This window comes from Streptacidiphilus melanogenes (assembly GCF_000787835.1).
GTDB classification, from domain to species: Bacteria; Actinomycetota; Actinomycetes; order Streptomycetales; family Streptomycetaceae; genus Streptacidiphilus; species Streptacidiphilus melanogenes.
The window spans coordinates 124,454-141,261 of sequence record NZ_BBPP01000019.1; the positions used below are offsets into that span (position 1 = coordinate 124,454).

The 16,808-nt window shown below is 73.1% G+C and carries 17 protein-coding genes; 6 read left to right on the forward strand and 11 right to left on the reverse strand.

All coding sequences use genetic code 11. The annotated features are described in order from the left end of the window. Nucleotides 1-34: 34 nt before the first annotated feature. The 4 genes from TR49_RS21140 to TR49_RS46770 form a co-directional block, all read right to left on the reverse strand. The gene (locus TR49_RS21140) at nucleotides 35-754 is read right to left on the reverse strand and encodes a phosphoadenylyl-sulfate reductase (RefSeq protein ID WP_042383761.1); all 720 of its coding nucleotides are present in this window, start codon (nucleotides 752-754) and stop codon (nucleotides 35-37) included. Then, nucleotides 738-923, reverse strand: a complete 186-nt coding sequence (locus tag TR49_RS21145) for a hypothetical protein (RefSeq protein ID WP_042383763.1) — start codon at nucleotides 921-923, stop codon at nucleotides 738-740. Before TR49_RS21145 ends, TR49_RS21140 begins: the two co-directional genes overlap by 17 nt. Continuing rightward, on the reverse strand, nucleotides 920-2,608 hold the full coding sequence (locus TR49_RS21150) for a nitrite/sulfite reductase (RefSeq protein ID WP_042383765.1): 1,689 nt from the start codon (nucleotides 2,606-2,608) through the stop codon (nucleotides 920-922). Before TR49_RS21150 ends, TR49_RS21145 begins: the two co-directional genes overlap by 4 nt. Before the next feature lie 174 nt (nucleotides 2,609-2,782). Next, nucleotides 2,783-3,028: a putative leader peptide gene (locus tag TR49_RS46770; RefSeq protein WP_369405332.1), complete on the reverse strand. Its 246-nt coding sequence runs from the start codon at nucleotides 3,026-3,028 to the stop codon at nucleotides 2,783-2,785. A gap of 97 nt (nucleotides 3,029-3,125) precedes the next feature. On the opposite strand from TR49_RS46770, the gene TR49_RS21160 reads away from it, so the two are divergent. Together TR49_RS21160 and rsgA are read left to right on the forward strand one after the other, a co-directional pair. After that, nucleotides 3,126-4,313 (forward strand): YihY/virulence factor BrkB family protein, encoded by a 1,188-nt coding sequence (locus TR49_RS21160; protein WP_084725152.1) that lies wholly within the window; start codon nucleotides 3,126-3,128, stop codon nucleotides 4,311-4,313. Nucleotides 4,314-4,496: 183 nt separating this feature from the next. Beyond that, nucleotides 4,497-5,582, forward strand: coding sequence for a ribosome small subunit-dependent GTPase A (gene rsgA, locus TR49_RS21165; RefSeq protein WP_042383771.1), 1,086 nt, complete (start codon nucleotides 4,497-4,499; stop codon nucleotides 5,580-5,582). A 69-nt stretch (nucleotides 5,583-5,651) separates the two neighbouring features. On the opposite strand, the gene TR49_RS21170 is transcribed toward rsgA, so the two are convergent. Continuing rightward, nucleotides 5,652-6,155: a rhodanese-like domain-containing protein gene (locus TR49_RS21170; protein WP_042383772.1), complete on the reverse strand. Its 504-nt coding sequence runs from the start codon at nucleotides 6,153-6,155 to the stop codon at nucleotides 5,652-5,654. 221 nt (nucleotides 6,156-6,376) lie between these two features. Between TR49_RS21170 and TR49_RS21175 the strand changes: the two genes are divergently transcribed. Further along, the gene (locus tag TR49_RS21175) at nucleotides 6,377-7,885 is read left to right on the forward strand and encodes an AlkA N-terminal domain-containing protein (RefSeq protein WP_152627386.1); all 1,509 of its coding nucleotides are present in this window, start codon (nucleotides 6,377-6,379) and stop codon (nucleotides 7,883-7,885) included. Then, entirely contained in the window at nucleotides 7,885-8,364 is a 480-nt protein-coding gene (locus tag TR49_RS21180; RefSeq protein WP_042383777.1) for a methylated-DNA--[protein]-cysteine S-methyltransferase, read from the forward strand. The genes TR49_RS21175 and TR49_RS21180 overlap by 1 nt, the downstream gene beginning before the upstream one ends. A gap of 180 nt (nucleotides 8,365-8,544) precedes the next feature. On the opposite strand, the gene TR49_RS21185 is transcribed toward TR49_RS21180, so the two are convergent. After that, nucleotides 8,545-9,054, reverse strand: coding sequence for a MarR family winged helix-turn-helix transcriptional regulator (locus TR49_RS21185; protein ID WP_052434482.1), 510 nt, complete (start codon nucleotides 9,052-9,054; stop codon nucleotides 8,545-8,547). 9 nt (nucleotides 9,055-9,063) lie between these two features. Continuing rightward, a complete protein-coding gene (locus TR49_RS21190; protein WP_369405333.1) occupies nucleotides 9,064-10,068 on the reverse strand; it encodes a helix-turn-helix domain-containing protein in 1,005 nt (334 codons plus the stop codon). Between the two features lie 232 nt (nucleotides 10,069-10,300). Between TR49_RS21190 and TR49_RS21195 the strand changes: the two genes are divergently transcribed. Further along, complete coding sequence (locus tag TR49_RS21195) at nucleotides 10,301-11,809, forward strand: PP2C family serine/threonine-protein phosphatase (RefSeq protein ID WP_152627382.1); 1,509 nt, start codon at nucleotides 10,301-10,303, stop codon at nucleotides 11,807-11,809. Between the two features lie 10 nt (nucleotides 11,810-11,819). On the opposite strand, the gene TR49_RS46445 is transcribed toward TR49_RS21195, so the two are convergent. The 3 genes from TR49_RS46445 to TR49_RS40175 all read right to left on the reverse strand — a co-directional run bounded on the left by TR49_RS46445 (nucleotide 11,820) and on the right by TR49_RS40175 (nucleotide 15,085). Further along, nucleotides 11,820-13,238: a DUF4328 domain-containing protein gene (locus TR49_RS46445; RefSeq protein WP_042383785.1), complete on the reverse strand. Its 1,419-nt coding sequence runs from the start codon at nucleotides 13,236-13,238 to the stop codon at nucleotides 11,820-11,822. 190 nt (nucleotides 13,239-13,428) lie between these two features. After that, nucleotides 13,429-13,968 carry a TetR/AcrR family transcriptional regulator gene (locus TR49_RS21205; protein WP_084725156.1) on the reverse strand — a complete coding sequence of 180 codons (540 nt, stop codon included), beginning with the start codon at nucleotides 13,966-13,968 and terminating at the stop codon, nucleotides 13,429-13,431. A 184-nt stretch (nucleotides 13,969-14,152) separates the two neighbouring features. After that, nucleotides 14,153-15,085, reverse strand: coding sequence for a glycoside hydrolase domain-containing protein (locus TR49_RS40175; RefSeq protein ID WP_052434483.1), 933 nt, complete (start codon nucleotides 15,083-15,085; stop codon nucleotides 14,153-14,155). Nucleotides 15,086-15,257: 172 nt separating this feature from the next. On the opposite strand from TR49_RS40175, the gene TR49_RS45750 reads away from it, so the two are divergent. Continuing rightward, on the forward strand, nucleotides 15,258-15,656 hold the full coding sequence (locus tag TR49_RS45750) for a PT domain-containing protein (protein ID WP_042383790.1): 399 nt from the start codon (nucleotides 15,258-15,260) through the stop codon (nucleotides 15,654-15,656). Nucleotides 15,657-15,749: 93 nt separating this feature from the next. Here the strand turns inward: TR49_RS45750 and TR49_RS21220 are convergent, their stop codons facing one another. Beyond that, the gene (locus tag TR49_RS21220) at nucleotides 15,750-16,793 is read right to left on the reverse strand and encodes an agmatine deiminase family protein (protein WP_042383793.1); all 1,044 of its coding nucleotides are present in this window, start codon (nucleotides 16,791-16,793) and stop codon (nucleotides 15,750-15,752) included. Nucleotides 16,794-16,808 lie beyond the last annotated feature (15 nt).

A 16,808-nucleotide genomic window follows, 5' to 3' on the forward strand; every position in this document is an offset into this window, starting at 1 on the left:
CCGTGGGAGAACAGGAGTAGGGGCGGACGGGGTGTCAGAGGTGGATGCCGCACTCGGTCTTGCCGGCGCCGGCCCAGCGGCCGGAGCGGGCGTCCTCGCCCTCCAGCACCCGGCGGGTGCAGGACTCCGGCGAGCAGCCGATCGACGCGTAGCCGTCGAAGAGCAGCGGGTTGAGCAGGATGCCGTTGGCCGCGACGTAGGCGTCCACGTCCTCCTGGGTCCAGCGGGCGATCGGGGCGATCTTCACCTTCTGCCGCTTCGGGTCGTACGCCACGACCGGGGTGTTCGCCCGGGTGGGGGACTCGTCGCGGCGCAGGCCCGTCGCCCACGCGTCGTAGCCGGCCAGTCCGCGGTTGAGCGGCTCGACCTTGCGCAGCTTGCAGCAGAGGTCCGGGTCGCGGTCGTGGAGCCGCGGACCGTACTCGGCGTCCTGCTCGGCCACGGACTGGCGCGGCGTCAGCGTGATGACGTTGACCGGCATTGTCGCCGCCACCGCGTCACGGGTGCCGATGGTCTCCACGAAGTGGTAGCCGGTGTCCAGGAAGATCACGTCGATGCCGGGGAGCGCGGTCGAGGCCAGGTGCGCCACGACGGCGTCCTCCATCGAGGAGGTCACCGCGAGCCGCCGGCCGAACGTTTCGGCGGCCCAACGCATGATCTCCTGCGCGGAGGCCTCCTCCAGCTCCCGCGCGGCGTCGGCGGCCAGGGCCTCCAACTGCGCGGGGGTGTACGCGGACTCAGTCTCGGTCGTCATCTGCGTCTCCCCCGGTCGTGGACGAGGCCGACAGCAGCCCCAGGAACTTCAGCGTGAACGCGCGTCGGCAGGACGCGCACTCCCAGGCTCCGTGCCCGCCGGTCTCGCTCGGGCGCAGGTCCTCGTCCCCGCAGTAGGGGCAGTAGAAGGGCGCGGCACGCTCGCTCATGACAGCTGCTCCTCACTGGCCCGGGTGGTCCACTGCGCGAAGCGCTCGCCGTCCTGGCGGTCCGCCAGGTAGCGGCGCAGCACGCGCTCGACGTAGTCGGGCAGGCCGTCCTTGGTCACCTTCAGGCCGCGGACCTTGCGGCCGAACCCGGCCTCCAGGCCCAGTGCGCCGCCGAGGTGGACCTGGAAACCCTCGACCTGCTCGCCGTTCTCGTCCGTGACGAGCTGGCCCTTGAGGCCGATGTCGGCGACCTGGATGCGGGCGCAGGCGTTCGGGCAGCCGTTGATGTTGATCGTCAGCGGCTCGTCGAACTCCGGCAGGCGCGCCTCCAGTTCGTCGATGAGCGTCTTACCGCGCTCCTTGGTCTCGACGATGGCGAGCTTGCAGAACTCGATGCCGGTGCAGGCCATCGTGCCGCGGCGGAAGGGGGAGGGCGTGACCTGGAGGTCCAGCGCCTCAAGCCCGGCGACGAGCGAGGCGACCTGCTCCTCGGCCACGTCCAGCACGATCATCTTCTGCTCGGCGGTCGTGCGCAGGCGGTCCGAACCGTGCTGGGCGGCCAGGTCGGCGACCTTGGTGAGCAGCGAGCCGTCGACGCGGCCGACGCGCGGGGCGAAGCCGACGTAGTAGTTGCCGTCCTGCTGCCGGTGGACGCCGACGTGGTCGCGCCAGCGCTCGACGGGCTCGGCCGGGGCCGGGCCGTCGACGAGCTTGCGGTGCAGGTACTCGTCCTCCAGCACCTGGCGGAACTTGGCCGGGCCCCAGTCGGCCATCAGGAACTTGAGGCGGGCGCGGTTGCGCAGACGGCGGTAGCCGTAGTCGCGGAAGATCGAGATGACGCCGACGAAGACGTCGGCGACCTCGTCCAGCGGCACCCAGGCGCCGAGACGCTCGCCGAGGCGCGGATTGGTGGAGAGGCCGCCGCCGACCCACAGGTCGAAGCCGGGACCGTGCTCGGGGTGCTCGACGCCGACGAAGGCCACGTCGTTGATCTCGTGGACCACGTCCAGCAGCGGGGAGCCGGAGATCGCGGACTTGAACTTCCTCGGCAGGTTGGAGAAGTCCTTGTTGCCGATGACGCGGCGGTGGATCTCCTCCAACGCCGGGGTGCCGTCGATGATCTCGTCCGCAGCGATTCCGGCGACCGGCGAGCCGAGGATGACACGCGGGCAGTCACCGCACGCCTCGGTGGTCGACAACCCGACGGCCTCCAGCTTCTGCCAGACGGCCGGCATGTCCTCGATCCGGATCCAGTGGAACTGGATGTTCTGCCGGTCGGTGAGGTCCGCGGTGCCGCGGGCGTAGGTCTGCGAGACCTCGCCGATGGTCCGCAGTTGGGCGACGGTCAGCCGGCCGCCGTCGACGCGGACGCGCAGCATGAAGTACTCGTCGTCGAGCTCGTGCGGCTCGAGGATGGCGGTCTTGCCGCCGTCGATTCCCTGACGGCGCTGGGTGTACAGCCCCCACCAGCGCATACGCCCGCGCAGGTCGTTCGGGTCGATGCCGGCGAAGCCGGTGTGGGCGTAGATCGTCTCGATCCGTGTCCGAACGTTGAGACCGTCGTCGTCCTTCTTGAACTGCTCGTTGCCGTTCAGCGGCGTGAAGTGACCGGCAGCCCACTGGCCCTCGCCACGGTGGCGGGTCACCTTGCGCTTCGGTGAGGAGGAGGCGGGGGTGGCGGCCATGAGGTGCGTCCTTCGGCAGTTGGTTCGGGGCCTGAGCGTGGTTCTCCCCGACCGGCGCTACGACGCTGACCTGCACGTGGGTGCGTGCGGCGCGATGGCGACCCGGCCTGGGCGACGCGATCCGCGCGGCGGTGCGCGGGCGTCGGGCTTGCTGTCGGTGGGGCGGCAGGGGTATCAGGTCACCGGACAGATGGCGCTGGACATGCGGCCGAGGTCGACGTGAAGTCGACCGACCAGGGCAGTTCCGGCACCAGACATGGCAGAAGACTCGCACGCCGAACTTTTCGCAGTCCAGCACCTTCCATTATCTGGACAAAACTGTCCCGAGTGCTGGGATTTCCCGGTCGTCACAGCCCGGGGGCTTCGCCCGAAAGCCCGGATCGGCCCTCTTGTTCCGATCTGCAAGACGAGGGCGTCCATTATTCGGAAGATCACTCGCCTGCCCCAGTGACCCGACCGGCGCGGCCGCAGCCGCAGCACGGCGGGCGAGTCCACTGTGGGCCGATAGGTTTGCACCGTGCAACCCGCAGGCGACCTCTCACCCACACCCCGGCACCGCGCCCATGGCGGTCGGCGCGCGAACCGCCGCCGGGCCGGAACCCACTACCGGGACGTCGCCTGGAAGCTGATCAAGGACACGACCAACACCTGCATCGAGTACCGCGTCACCGGACTCGCCGCCGAGGTCGCCTTCTTCACGCTCATGTCCGTCCCGCCGCTGCTGCTCTCCGTCGCGGGCACGCTCGGCTACCTCAGCCACGGGGTGATCGCCAAGCTGGAAGCGGACATCCTGCGCGCGGCCAGCACCTTCCTCACGCCCGCCTCGGTGCACCAGACCGTTCAGCCGCTGTTGAACAGCGTCTTCAGCAGCGGCCGCCCCGACCTGATCTCGCTCGGCTTCCTGCTCGCCCTGTGGTCCGGTTCGCGAGCGCTCTACGTCTTCGTCGACACCGTCACCATCATGTACGGGCTCGAGGACCAGCGCGGCATCGTCCACACCCGGCTGCTCTCGCTCGGCCTCTACATCGTCGCCCTCATCGCGGGCACCGTCATCGGACCGCTGGTGATCGCCGGGCCGGACCAGATCGTGCACTGGTTCCCTGCCACCGCCGACGTCGTGCACATCCTCTACTGGCCCGGCGCGATCCTGCTCTCGGTGCTCTTCATGACCACGCTCTACCACGTGGCCGTGCCCGTGCGGACCGCGTGGAAGGAGGACCTGCCCGGCGCCATAGTGGCCCTGCTCGTCTTCTTCGTCTGCAGCATCTTCCTGCGGCTGTACCTCGTGCACTCGGTCGAGGGCCCCACCGTCTACAGCTCGCTGGCCGCGCCGGTGGCCGTGCTGCTGTGGATCGGCGTCATCGCCCTCGCCGTCCTGATCGGCGCGGCCATGAACGCCGCGATCGACCGGATGTGGCCGACCCGCGAGACCGCACAGGCCCGCGCCGAGAACGAGAAGGCCCGCGAGGAGGAGGCGATGGAGGTCATAAGGCGTGCCGAGGCGCGGCGCTCCGCCAACCGCAACCGCGCCGCGAACCCCCCGCCGTCCGAAGCGGCGGGCGAGTCCGAGGCACCGGCCGAGTACCCGGAGCGCTGGGCGGACTTCCTCCCGCACAAGGACGTGCGGGGCCGCATCCAGTCCAAGGGCATCCGCCGCCGGCGTTACCCGCCGCCGTTCGACTCCGAGAAGCGCGGCGACGAGTAACGGGCTGCGCGCCGTCCCGTGGAAATCCCGTGGCGCGCCTCGAACCGTCGGCGGTAGCGTCGGCGCAGCCGTGAGGGCACCAGAGGCCCAAGGACCCAAGACCCGGAGGAGGTGAGGAAGCGATGAACACCGCTCTGTTCCCGCAGCAGTCGATCACTCTTTCCTCCCTTCGAAGGGCCTTCCTTGTCTTCCTCGTCTGCTTCCGACCCACTTCCGCCTGACCTCGCCCGCTACGGCTGGGACGAGGGCTGGCAGACCGCCTTCGCGCCGTTCGCGGCGCAGGGCCTGATCCCCGGGCGGGTCGCCCGGGTCGACCGCGGCCTGTGCGACGTGGTCACCCCCCTCGGCACGATCCGGGCCGACACCGCGCTGGTCACCCCGCACGACCCGGTGCGCATCGTCTGCACCGGCGACTGGGCGGCCGTCGCCCAGGGCGCGGCCGAGATCGGCCACCAGGTCCGGTCGCTGCTGCCGCGTCGCACCGCCGTGATCCGCTCCGGCGCCTCCCGGCGCTCGGAGGGGCAGGTGCTGGCCGCCAACGTCGACACCGTCGTCATCGCCGTCTCCCTCGCGGTCGAGCCGGACCTCGGCCGGGTCGAGCGCTTCCTCGCCCTCGCCTGGGAGAGCGGGGCGGCGCCGCTGCTCGTCCTCACCAAGGCCGACCTCGCCACCGATGCCGAACTCATCCGCGAGGACATGGAACGGATCGCCCCCCGCGTCCCGGTCCACGTCGTCAGCGCGGCCGAGGGCGAAGGCCTGGACGGACTCCGCGCCGCCATCGGCGCGGGCACGGTGCTGGTCGGCCAGTCCGGCGTCGGCAAGTCGACCCTGGCCAACGCGCTCGTCGGTGTGGACGCGATGGACGTCCGCGCGATCGGCCTCGACGGCAAGGGCCGGCACACCACGACCACCCGCGAGCTGCTGCCGCTGCCCGGCGGCCGTGGCGTCCTGATCGACACCCCGGGCCTGCGCGGCGTCGGCGTGATCGACGCCGCGGTCGGGCTGCACCAGGTCTTCGCGGACATCGAGGAGTTGGCGGCGCGCTGTCGCTTCGCCGACTGCCGGCACGACGGCGAGCCCGACTGCGCGGTTCAGCAGGCCTTGGACGACGGCGAGTTGTCCTATCGGCGGCTGGAGAGCCACCGCAAGCTCCAGCGCGAGAACCGTCGCATGGCCGCGCGGACCGACGCCCGCGTGCGCGCCGAGATGCGCCGCGTCTGGAAGGAGCGCGGCCGCCTCGCCCGCGCCAAGGGCAACCATCGCGAGTGATCCGAACCGATACGACAGACCGTGGCCGCCCGACCGGGCGGCCACGGCCGTTTCTGCCCGCCGGAGCGCTCAGCAGGCGCAGGAGATGCCCGAGCCCGGCGCCGTCAGGTCGTCGATCGGACGCCGCTCCTCGCCGTGCGCGGACTCGAAGGCGAAGCCCTCGCGCACCCAGTACTCGAACCCGCCGATCATCTCCTTGACCGCGTAGCCGAGGCGGGCGAAGGCGAGGGCGGCGCGGGTCGCGCCGTTGCAGCCGGGGCCCCAGCAGTAGGTGACGACCGTCGCGGAACGGTCCACGAGGGACGGGGCCAGCTCGGCGATGCGGGCGGTCGGAATGTGGAGTGCACCCGGGATGTGGCCCTGCGCCCAGGCGGCGTCGCTGCGCGAGTCGACCACGACGACGCCCTCGACGCCCGCGGCGAGGTCGGCGTGCACGTCGGAGACGTCGGCCTCGAAGGCGAGCCGAGCGGCATAGTGGGCGGCGGCGACGGCCGGGTCGGCGGCGGGCACCCGGAGCACGGTGCCCGTGGCGGTGGGGGTGGCTTCGGCGGCGCTGGTGCTGGTCGTCGTCATGGCTCGTCCTCGTCTGCGTTTTCGTATGGGCTCTCGTACGTCGGTCGTTCGCGGCCGGTCCCCCCCGGCGACGAGCTCATTCTCACGAACGGTCGGGCACCGCCACGAGTGGCGTGAACGCCGTACAGCGTGAAGATCCCGCCAGTCGGACCGCCGTCACTGCCATGTCCGATTCCCGCCAGTGCACGGCCCGCCGATGCCGCAGACTGGAGGGCGTGAGGATGCACGAAGACGCCTGCTACCGGGCGGTGAGCAGCAAGGACGCCCGTCTCGACGGCGTGTTCTACACGGCCGTGCGGACCACCGGCATCTACTGCCGACCCAGCTGCCCCGCCAGAACCCCCAACCGAGAGAACGTCGATTTCTACCCGACCGCCGCAGCCGCCCAGGCTGCCGGCTTCCGGGCCTGCCGACGGTGTCGGCCCGACGCCGCACCGGGCTCGCCGGAGTGGAACCTCCGCGCCGACCTCGTCGGGCGTGCGATGCGCCTGATCGCCGACGGTGTGGTCGACCGCGAGGGCGTGGCCGGGCTCGCCGCACGGCTCGGCTACAGCGAACGCCACCTGACGCGCGAGCTCCACGCCGAACTCGGCGCAGGCCCGCTTGCGCTGGCCCGCACCCAGCGCGCGCAGACCGCGCGCCTGCTGCTGCAGACCACCGACCTCGGCGCGACCGAGGTCGCGTTCGCGGCCGGCTTCTCCAGCGTGCGGCAGTTCAACGACACGATCCGTGAGGTGTACGCGATGACGCCGACCGAGCTGCGCGCCCAGCGGGGCCGCCGCAGCGTCGTGCAGGGCGTCATACCGCTGCGGCTGGCACACCGTCAGCCGTTCGACGCCGCCGCCGTCTTCGACTTCCTGGGGCTGCGTGCGGTGCCGGGCGTCGAGGAGATGGTGCCGCGCGACGGCGGAGGCGCCCGCACCTACCGGCGCACGCTCGCCCTGCCCGGCGGCCCCGGCGTTGCCGAGGTCGACGAGCCGTCCAAGCCGCAGGGCTGGCTGGACGCGCGGGTGCGGCTCGGCAACGTCCGCGACCTGACGGCGGCCGTGCAGCGGCTGCGCGCGCTGTTCGACCTCGACGCCGACCCCGACGCCGTCGCCGAGGTGCTCGGCGCGGACCCGTACCTCGGCGCGCTCGTCGCCAAGCGTCCCGGGCTCCGCTCGCCCGGCCACGTCGACGCCCACGAGCTGGCCGTACGTGCGGTGCTCGGTCAGCAGGTCACCGTCGCGGCGGCGCGCACGCTCGCGGGACGCCTGGCCGCGCGCTACGGCGCGCCGCTGCCCGAGCCGAGCGGCGGTCTGACCCACCTCTTCCCCTCGGCGGCGAGCCTCGCCGAGGCCGACCCCGCCGACCTGGCCATGCCGGCCGCCCGCCAACGCGCCGTCCGCGGCCTCTGCGCGGCCTTGGCCGACGGCACCGTCCGACTGGATCCGGGCGTCGACCGCGACGAGGCGGGCGCGGCGCTGCTTGCCCTGCCCGGGATCGGCCCGTGGACCGTCAGCTACGTCCGGATGCGCGCTCTGGCCGATCCGGATGCCTACCTGCCCACCGACATCGGCGTCCGCCACGGCCTGCGGGCGGCGGGCGCGCCGGTGGGTCCGGCTGCCGAGCCGGACAGCGACGCGTGGCGGCCGTGGCGCTCGTACGCCGTGCACCACCTCTGGGTCGCCGCGTCCGAGGCCGCCGCCTCGGCGCGCTCCCACAAGGCCTATGCGAAAGAGAGCAAGTGATGACCCGTTACACGACGATGGACTCCCCGCTGGGCCGACTGCAACTGACGTCGGACGAGCAGGGACGGCTCACCTCCGTCTACGCGCCCGTGCAGAAGGGCCGCACGGTCGAGCCGGACCCGTCCTGGATTCGAGACCCGGACCTCCTCGCTGGCGCGGTCGCCCAGCTCGACGAGTACTTCGCAGGCGCGCGCAAGGAGTTCGACCTCGCGCTCGCGCCGGCCGGCAGCGAGTTCCGCCACCGGGTCTGGCGCGCACTCGACGACGTCCCCTACGGCGCCACCGTCACCTACAAGGAGTTGACACAGGCGGCGGGCCTGCCGCCCACGTCCGTCCGGGCGGTTGCCGGAGCGGTGGGCGCCAACCCGCTGCTGATCCTCCGCCCCTGCCACCGCGTGGTCGGCAGCGACGGCTCCCTGACGGGCTTCGCGGCAGGCCTGGAGGCCAAGCAGACGCTGCTCGGCCTCGAGGGCCGCTGACGCTCCCCGCCGCCAGGGCAGCGCCCGCCGGTCTTTTCCCTGCCGTGACGTCTGGCACACGCACTGCCCAGCCTTCGCCGGGAGGTGCCCCACGACGCCGCGGCCGACCGAGCAGAGGCTCGCGGGCGCGGCACTGGTCGCGGCACCGGGCGCCGGGCAGGGCCTGGGCCCTGTCCGGGTCTAGTGCGCCGGGGCGCTGTCCTCGCCCAGGGCCGCTGCCAGATTCTCCAGCCCCGTCAGGGCGTTGAGCACCGCGGCGCTGTCCTCCGGCGCCAGCGCCGCCAACGCGGTGGCGAGGCGGCGCTCGTGGGCCCGCTGCCAGTCGCCCAGTTGGCGGTGGCCCGCGTCGGTGAGCCCGATGCGGGCCGTCCTGCGGTCGCCGGGGTCGTTCTGGCGGTCGACGAAGCCCGACTCGAGCAGACGGCCCACCAGGCCGCTGACGGTGTTGGGCGCGAGGCGCTGGTGCGCGGCGAGCTCGCCCACGCGCAGCGGGCCCGCCGCGGCGAGGGTCTGCAGGAGCTCGACCTGCGCCATCGGCAGGGCCTCCCACGGGTAGTCCGTGCGAATGCTGCTGCGCAGCGCGCGGCGCAGGCGGGTCACCGCATCGGTGAGGCGCTGGACCTGGGCCGTCTCCACGGGCTGCCCGTTCGACGGGGACCCCTGGGCGGCATGATCGACAGGTTCTGGCATGGGCGAAGCCTAACGGGCGACCCAACCCCGCTCGTACGCGTGCCAGCCCAACTGCAGGCGCGTGCTGACGCCGGTCAGCGTCATCAGGCGCTGGACGCGCCGTTGGACGGTGCGCAGTCCCAGGTCGAGCTGCTTGGCGACGCTCGCGTCGGTGAGGCCGGTGAGCAGCAACGAGACGATCTGGAGATCGACGGGGTCCGGCTGGTCCGCGTCCACCTCCACGCCGCCGGCCGTCTCCGCGCTGAACCGCACCGGGGACGCCGTCTGCCAGCACTGCTCGAACAGCCCGATCAGCGCTTCCAGCAGGCCCGGTGCCCGCACCAGCAGGGCGGAGGGCTCGCCCGGCGTGCCGAGGGCGAGCAGCGGGAGCATCGCGAGTCTGTGGTCCGAGATCACCAGCTTGGTCGGCACCCGCTCGGCCACACGGACCTGCTGGCCGCGTCCCAGGGCCAGGGTGAGCGCGTCCATCATCGACGCGTCGGCGAGACGGTCGCGCGCGAGCACCGTCCGGTGCACGACGCCGCGGGCGACGACGATGTCCTCGGCGCCGTTCTCCTCCGGTCCCACCGCGACCGGTGCGTCGGTGACCAGCGCCAGCAGCTCGCTCTCGGTGCCGAGCTGGATCTGCTCGAACCGGTGCCGCAGCGCGGAGACCCCGGATACCACCTCGACCAGGTCGGCCGCGCCCGAGGCGGCCGCGCCGGTGCGGCGGTACTCGTCCGCCAGCAGCTCGACGACGCGCTCGGCCTCGTGCAGTTCGTGTCGCCGCTGCGACAGCGCGGGGGCCAGCGCGACCCCCGGGGGCGCCGCCACGTAGTGGTCGGGCAGCGAGGCGGACGCGGCGGCGAGCCCGGCCGCCTCCAACTGCGTCAGGGCCTGCTGGACCGGGTAGGGGTGGAGCGCGAGTCGCTCACCGAGAGCCTCGGGCGTCGCGGCGCCGGCGGACAGCAGCGCGCGGTAGACCGACTCGGCCCGTTCGTCGAGGCCGACGAATTCCAGCACCCTGCGTTCCACCTCCTCCGCGCTCCTGCACGCCCTGTCGCGCGACGCGCGTGTCTGCAGCGATCATCATGCCTCGACCTGCCGGTCGGCCGGTAGCCGGAGAGCGGAACGCCGTTCGACCATTGTCCGGAATCCGTCGTTCGCTTGCTCCGGACAGGTTCTGATTCGCCGGTTCCTGGCTTGGCGGAGCCGTCGCGCGTGGAGAATGGCGTCGATCCCGGAGCCGGACGGAGGCGTCAGCACCATGAGCGACCCACGTGACCACGGCGTGCCGAGGCCCACGGCCCAGGCGGAGGACGCCTGGTGGGACGCCGTGTACGACCCGGCGGACCGGGAGGCGACGCACCGCCCCAGCACGGGCACGGTCGACGACTGGTTCGCCTCCGCCCTCGGCGCGATCGGCGCGGACGAGGCGACAGAAGCCGTCACCCCGCAGCCGCGCACACCGGTGGACGACGAGGATCTGCCACCGACCCCGGACACCCCGCGCGTCCCGGACACCCCGCGCGTCCCGGACGCGCCGAAGGTCCCGGACACCCCTGAGGTTCCGGGTATCCCGCCGATGCCCGAGGTTCCACCCGTTCCGGTGGTTCCGCCGCCGCCCCCGCTCCCGGACCCGCGCGTGATCGCGCCGCGCTCGGAGCCGCAGCCCGTGCGGGCGTCGGAACCCGACCTGGACCTGGATCCGGAGTGGGACCGGGGCCGGGAGGTGCTGGACCCGTCGGTAGGCGCGCAGGCCGAGGCGGTGCCGCCCGCCGCCGACCCTCGCCCGGATCTGCGTGCGGATCCGCGCGTTCCGACGCCGCCCGCGCAGGAGCCCGCTTCCGAGCCCGCTTCCGAGGCGCCCCCGGAGGCCGGGCCGTCGGCCGCCGGCGGCCGTCGGGTGGGACCGCCGCCGCACGTGCCTACCCCGACGCTGCCCGACGGGGCCGCGCTGCGCTGGGGTCGAAGTCGGCCGGCGGCGGGGTCGCCGCTGCCGGAGCCTGACGCGCTGCCGGAAGCCGACCCGGACGATCTCGGCAGCCTCGTGTCCGACACGGTGCTGGAGCTGGCGCGGCACGGGAGCATGACGCTGCGGGCCGCGAGCGCCCGGGGCGAGGAGGCGCGGGCGCTGGGAGCGCCGCGCGCGGACCGGATGATCGTCGTGAGGTTCGGCGACGGCGCCGACGGACTGCTGGTGACGGCCGTTGGCGCGGGCCCCGGAGCGGAGGAGGCGGTCCGACTGCTGGTCGCGTCCGTGGGCCGCAGCCGGACGGGACTGCTGGCGGACCTGCGGCAGGGCGCGCAGGAGCAGCTCCGCTTCGGGTTGCAGCGGCTCACCGCGCGCGCTGCGCGCGGGCTCGGTCCGGACGGTGCGATCCACGCGGTGCTGGCGCCGCTCGACCCGACCAACCGTCTTCGGGCGGGCTTCGGCACGGGTCCCGGCGCGCTGCTCCTGCTTGGCGACGACGCCTGGTACGACGCCTACGCCGGGCGCCGCCTCGCCGCAGAGCCCGACGGCGAGGACGCGGCAGCGCAGCAGCCGGGACGCTTCCGGTTCCGCGCGGTCGTGCCCGAGCCCGGCGATGTGCTGCTGCTGTGCACGGAGGGACTGGCGACACCGCTGCGCGCCGAGCCCGGGATCGCCGCGCTGCTGGCGGAGCACTGGTCGCATCCCCACCCGCCCACGGGCGTGGACTTCCTGCGGCAGATCCAGGCGCGGGCGTCCGGCCACTCGGGGGACCGGACGGCCGCGGCCATCTGGGAGGACTGAGGCGCGCCGGTCAGTCGTCGTGCGGCTCGGGCTTCGGTTGCTCGGCGAACCCGCCGAGCTCACCGGCGTCGCCGGCAGCCGGCATGGTGATCTCGGACGTGGCGGTCTCAGGCGTCGTGGTCTCGGGGTCCTGCGGGGTGGCGGCGACCGCCGTGAGCAGGACGGTGGGCCGGTCCTTCGACACCTGGCGCGGCAGGACGGCGGTGGGCACGTCGCCCGGCAGGGCATCGGTCGGCGCGGCATCGGTCGGGACAGCGTCGGTCGGCGTGGCGTCCGTCGGAACGGCGTCCTCGGGCGCGGCCTCGGCGACGGGCAGCGGCTCGGTGGCGGGTGCGACAACCGGCGGGGTGACGGGCGGGGCGAGAGGCTCGGCAGGGGGCTGGGCCGCCGGTGCGGCCGTCGGCTCGGCCAGGGTCGGCGGAAGGGCGTCCTGCCGCGGGGGAGCGGCCTGCTGCGGCACGCTCGGCGTGTACCCGGACTGCGGGGCGGCCTGCGGGTGCGACGGCGCGTAGGGGGTGCCCATGGCGGGGCCGTACGGCCCGGCCTGGCCCGGGAGCGGCGCGGCGACGCCGAACGGCGCGGCGGGCGCGGGCTCGGCGTAGGCCGCGTACGGGGCGTTGGCGATGACGGGAGACGCGTAGGGGTGGCCGACGCCGGGGCCCTGGAGGATGCGGATCTGCTGCATCTGCGTCAGCTTGCGGATCATCACGATGCCCAGGACCGCCGAGGCCACGCGGCACAGGTCGGCGACGCCGCTCATGCTGTACGAGCCCACCAGGTCCCCCCAGGAGACCAGGTCGCCGCGGGTCGTGTTGACCGGCGTCGCCAGCAGCAGCTGGCCGACGCAGAAGCTGAGCCACCACCAGGTCACCAGGTACGTGCGCGGAGTGCGCAGGACCGGCTGCGACTGGAGGGGGATCGACGCGCGCCACACGCCGCCCGCGACGATGCGGGGGAGAACGAACCAGCCGAGCGGGATGAACCAGCCGCCGATCGCCCAGCCGGGGCTGAGCGCCTGGCGGCCGGGGGCGAGGATCGCGGCCAGGTTCGCGGACTTGTAGAACCAGACGATGAAGACGATGCCGGTCGCGAGCCCCAGCAGCAGGCTGAAGAAGACGAGGATTCCCGCGACGCCGCCGGCTGCGGTGACGGCGTCCGTGTCCACGTTCGCGGGCCCGGCGTCGTATGCGGCCTTGGCGACCGTGAACGCCCAGATGTTCAGGCCGAAGGAGATCAGGGCCGCCAGGCCGGCGACGGCGATGAGGATCTGCGCGGCGAGACCGACGCCGGCCGGTGCGGTCGGCGAGATGAGCGTCGGCCGCGGGTAGTACGCGGCGTAGGGCTGGACCGGCGGAGCCGCCGAGAAGCCGCAGTGGGGGCAGCGGCCGTACGCGTCGAGCGCGGCGGCCGAACAGGACGGGCAGAGCACGGGAGATCCCCTTGGCTGGTTCCGCGCTCCTCGCCGCGCGGCTGGCGGCCGATGGTATGCGATGCGGCGAACCCTCGTCCATGCGTTCTGCCACAGGCTTCGTGCACGGACGGTGCAGCTCAGGGCATCCCGGGGCAACAGGGCGGCCGCCGGGTGCGATCGGCCCGGACAGTCGCTGCCGCGGCGCGGTTCAGCGGGCGAGGAGGGCCTCGCGGAGGTAGTCCTCGACGTGCCCGAGCGCGGCCTCCGGGCTGGCCCCGGGCAGGCCGACCACGATCGGCGTGCCGAAGCCGTCCAGGAGTGCGCCGAGGCGCACCGCGAAGCGCGGGGGATCGACCTCGCGGAACTCTCCCGCGCGGACGCCCTCGTGCAGCAGGGCGACGAGGTCCTCGCGCCACACCGCCTCGATCTCGACCTGCCCCGCCCGGATCTCCGCGCTGGCCTGCGAGCGCCCCCACACCTCCACCCAGAGGGTCCAGCGGGGATCGCCGGGCCCGGTGGGCAGGTACAGCGCGGTGAAGGCGCGCAGCCGCTCGGTGGCCGGGGCGTCGTCGGCGAGCAGCTCGCGGCGACGTTCGCCGAGCTGGGACTCGCTCCAGCGCAGGGTCTCCAGCAGCAGCTGGTCCTTGCTGCCGAAGTAGTACAGCAGGTGGCCGCCGCTCATCCCGAGCTCCTTGCCCAGGGCGGCCATCGTCACCCCGGCCAGGCCCTGCCGGGCGATGGCGGCCATGGCCGTGGCGAAGACCTCCTCGCGTGGCCTGGCCGGCCGACGCGCGGACGCTCGGACCACTCCCGCTCAGCCCCTCTCGGTTCCTGTTGCCGTTCCGGCGGCACAGCCTCGCATGCTTCGTAGGCTTCGAATGCTGTTCAAACCGCCGGGGACCAGTAAAGCACCAGGAGCGGGCCCAGGCCGGTCAGGCGACCTGCCGTCCGGTCACGTAGCCGAGCAGCGGCACGGTGGGGGTGACCCGGACGACGTCGACGGAGCCGTCCGTCGGCAGCGTCAGGACGATCTTGCCGCCCGCGAGCGTCACCGGGTACCGGGTCGCCGCCGACCACCCCTTGGCGGTCCGCATGGAGACCGCGACCGTCCCGTCCGCGCCCTGGGCGGCCAGGCAGAGCCAGAGCGGGCCGTTGCGGGCGGCTCCGCCCGGCGCGGTCAGGGTGCCCGCGGGCTCCACGGGGATGTCGGCATCGGTGTTCGGCGCGAGCGGCGGCAGGTAGGCGAGCACTTCTTCCTCCAGAAAGCTGGGCGCGGGCGCGGGAGTGGGCTGCGGCGGCGGGACCGGCCGCGGGTACTGGCCGAAGTCGGCGGCCTCGGCGGTGTCGTAGTCGGCGCCGCCGCTGAGGGTGGTGCCGCCGGGCTGGCGGATGGTCGCGAAGGAGGCCCAGACACCGCCGGACCAGGCGACCGTCTGCCACAGGTAGCGCAGCCCGGCCGCGTGGGCGCCCTGGATCACGCGCAGCCCGCCGTAGACGCCCGTCCGGGCACTGCCCAGGACCGACTGCACGCCCTGGAAGTAGGCCTCCACGGAGGCCCAGTCGGTGTCGGTGTCGACGGCGAAGTGGACCACCGTCGTGTCCGGAAGCCCCACGCCGGCGCGCTGCGACCATGCCGCGTCGGCGTCGGCGACCCCGGCGCTGTGCCCTTGGAGTGCGCGGCCTGCCGTGCTCTCCCAGACGGTCACGATGCCGAGCCCGGCCGCGTGGTAGTCGTTCACCTCGGTGGAAGTCAGGTTCTTGGTCGGATCGTTGGAGAAGTACCGGGCCACCCAGGTCGCACCGGTGGCCTTGATCTCGGCGATCGAGGGCCGGTCCCAGGCGATGTCGATTCCGGTAGCGCTCATACGAGTTCCCTCCAGCGCCACAGCGAGCGATCGTGCTGTTCAAGCGTATCGGTTGACCGGTACGCGGCGGGACGATTTGTCGCCAATGCCCCTCAGCTGGACCGGGACTGACCAGTTGTCATCCGATACCGTGGCAGGAGCGAAACAGATCGGACCACCGGGGGGATCCACCATGCGTTCCAGCACCATCGCCCTCACGGTGGCGGCCACGGCCGCCACCGTTCTCGGCCTCTCCGCCTGCTCCTCCAGCGGCGGCTCAGCCTCCTCGGGCAGCACCGCGTCCTGCGAGACCGCGCTCGTTGCCCAGCTGAAGGTCTCCGGCAGCTCCGTCTCCGACGCCACCCCGTCCGTCACCAGGCCGTCGGCGTGCAACGGGATCGACGCCGTCACCTACGCCAAGCTCGTGACCGAGGCGGTGCAGTCCGTCCTCAAGAGCGGCCTGCCCACCGGACTTCCCACCGCACTCCCCTCGGGCTTCCCGACCGGCCTCCCCACCGACCTCCCGACCGACCTCCCCACGGACCTCCCGAGCGACCTGCCCACGGACCTGCCCAGCGGCCTGCCGAGCTGAGAACGGCCCCTCCTGCGGGGGCGTGCGACCGGGCCCGGTCCCCGCGATCCTCGCGCGGCGGCCGGGCCCGGTCGGGGGTGTCGGTCGTGACCGTCAGGGGCGGGGCTGCTGCTGGGTGATGCAGTGGATGCCGCCGCCGTTGGCGAAGATCTCGCGGGCGTCGACGAGTTCGACCTTGCGGTCGGGGAAGATGCGGGCGAAGACCTCTGCGGCGGCCTGGTCGCGGGCGTCGTCGAAGGCGCAGAGGACGACGGCGCCGTTGCAGAGGTAGTGGTTGATGTAGGAGTAGTCGACCGGCTCGCCGTCCTCCTCGAAGAGGACGGTGGGGGCCTGGAGTTCGATGACCTCCAGGGCGCGGCCCCTGGCGTCCGTGGACGCGCGCAGCAGGGCGGCGATCTCCTTGGTGACCTCGTGGTCGGGGTGCTTGGGGTCCGGCTGGCTGTGGACCACGACGGTGCCGGGGCGCAGGAACGCGGCGACGATGTCGATGTGGCCGCGGGTGCCGAAGCGCTGGTAGTCGCGGGTCAGGCCGCGCGGGACCCAGATCGCCTTGGTGGTGCCGAGGAACGCGTGGATCTCGGCCTCGACCTCCTCACGGGTCCACTCGCTGTTGCGGCCCTCGCCGAGCTGCACGGTGTCGGTCAGCAGGACGGTGCCCTCGCCGTCGACGTGGATGCCGCCGCCCTCGTTGATCAGGCGCGAGGCGAAGCGCTGGACGCCCGTCAGTTCGACGACGTGCTCGGCGATGTGCTGGTCGTTCTCCCAGCTGGCCCACTCCTGAGCGCCCCAGCCGTTGAAGATCCAGTCGGCCGCGGCGAGGCCGCCCTTGCCGTCGGTGAGGAAGGTGGGGCCGATGTCGCGCATCCAGGCGTCGTCCAGCGGGCGCTCGACGATCTCGACCTCGGGGGAGAGGTAGCCGCGCGCGGCCTCCGCCTCGCCGGTGTTGACGACGAGGGTGACCGGCTCGTAGCGCACGATCGTGTTGGCCACGTTCGCCCAGGCCTGGCGGGCCAGGTGGAGCTCGTCGCCCGCGAAGGTCTCGTTCGAGGTCGGGAAGGCCATCCAGGTGCGGTCGTGCGGAGCCCACTCGGCGGGCATGGACCAGCCGAGGGACGCGGGCGTGGGGGTCTCGGTCATGAAGATGGTGCTCCT

Bases quoted from the DNA above. Each gene is read 5' to 3' on its own strand.
- TR49_RS46770 (WP_369405332.1), bottom strand. From the start codon at position 3,028: ATGGACGCCCTCGTCTTGCAGATCGGAACAAGAGGGCCGATCCGGGCT.
- TR49_RS45750 (WP_042383790.1), top strand. From the start codon at position 15,258: ATGCGTTCCAGCACCATCGCCCTCACGGTGGCGGCCACGGCCGCCACC.
- TR49_RS21185 (WP_052434482.1), bottom strand. From the start codon at position 9,054: ATGCCAGAACCTGTCGATCATGCCGCCCAGGGGTCCCCGTCGAACGGG.
- TR49_RS40175 (WP_052434483.1), bottom strand. From the start codon at position 15,085: ATGAGCGCTACCGGAATCGACATCGCCTGGGACCGGCCCTCGATCGCC.
- TR49_RS21140 (WP_042383761.1), bottom strand. From the start codon at position 754: ATGACGACCGAGACTGAGTCCGCGTACACCCCCGCGCAGTTGGAGGCC.
- TR49_RS21150 (WP_042383765.1), bottom strand. From the start codon at position 2,608: ATGGCCGCCACCCCCGCCTCCTCCTCACCGAAGCGCAAGGTGACCCGC.
- TR49_RS21170 (WP_042383772.1), bottom strand. From the start codon at position 6,155: ATGACGACGACCAGCACCAGCGCCGCCGAAGCCACCCCCACCGCCACG.
- TR49_RS21180 (WP_042383777.1), top strand. From the start codon at position 7,885: ATGACCCGTTACACGACGATGGACTCCCCGCTGGGCCGACTGCAACTG.
- TR49_RS21220 (WP_042383793.1), bottom strand. From the start codon at position 16,793: ATGACCGAGACCCCCACGCCCGCGTCCCTCGGCTGGTCCATGCCCGCC.
- TR49_RS21145 (WP_042383763.1), bottom strand. From the start codon at position 923: ATGAGCGAGCGTGCCGCGCCCTTCTACTGCCCCTACTGCGGGGACGAG.
- TR49_RS21205 (WP_084725156.1), bottom strand. From the start codon at position 13,968: ATGGCCGCCATCGCCCGGCAGGGCCTGGCCGGGGTGACGATGGCCGCC.
- TR49_RS21195 (WP_152627382.1), top strand. From the start codon at position 10,301: ATGAGCGACCCACGTGACCACGGCGTGCCGAGGCCCACGGCCCAGGCG.
- TR49_RS21175 (WP_152627386.1), top strand. From the start codon at position 6,377: ATGCACGAAGACGCCTGCTACCGGGCGGTGAGCAGCAAGGACGCCCGT.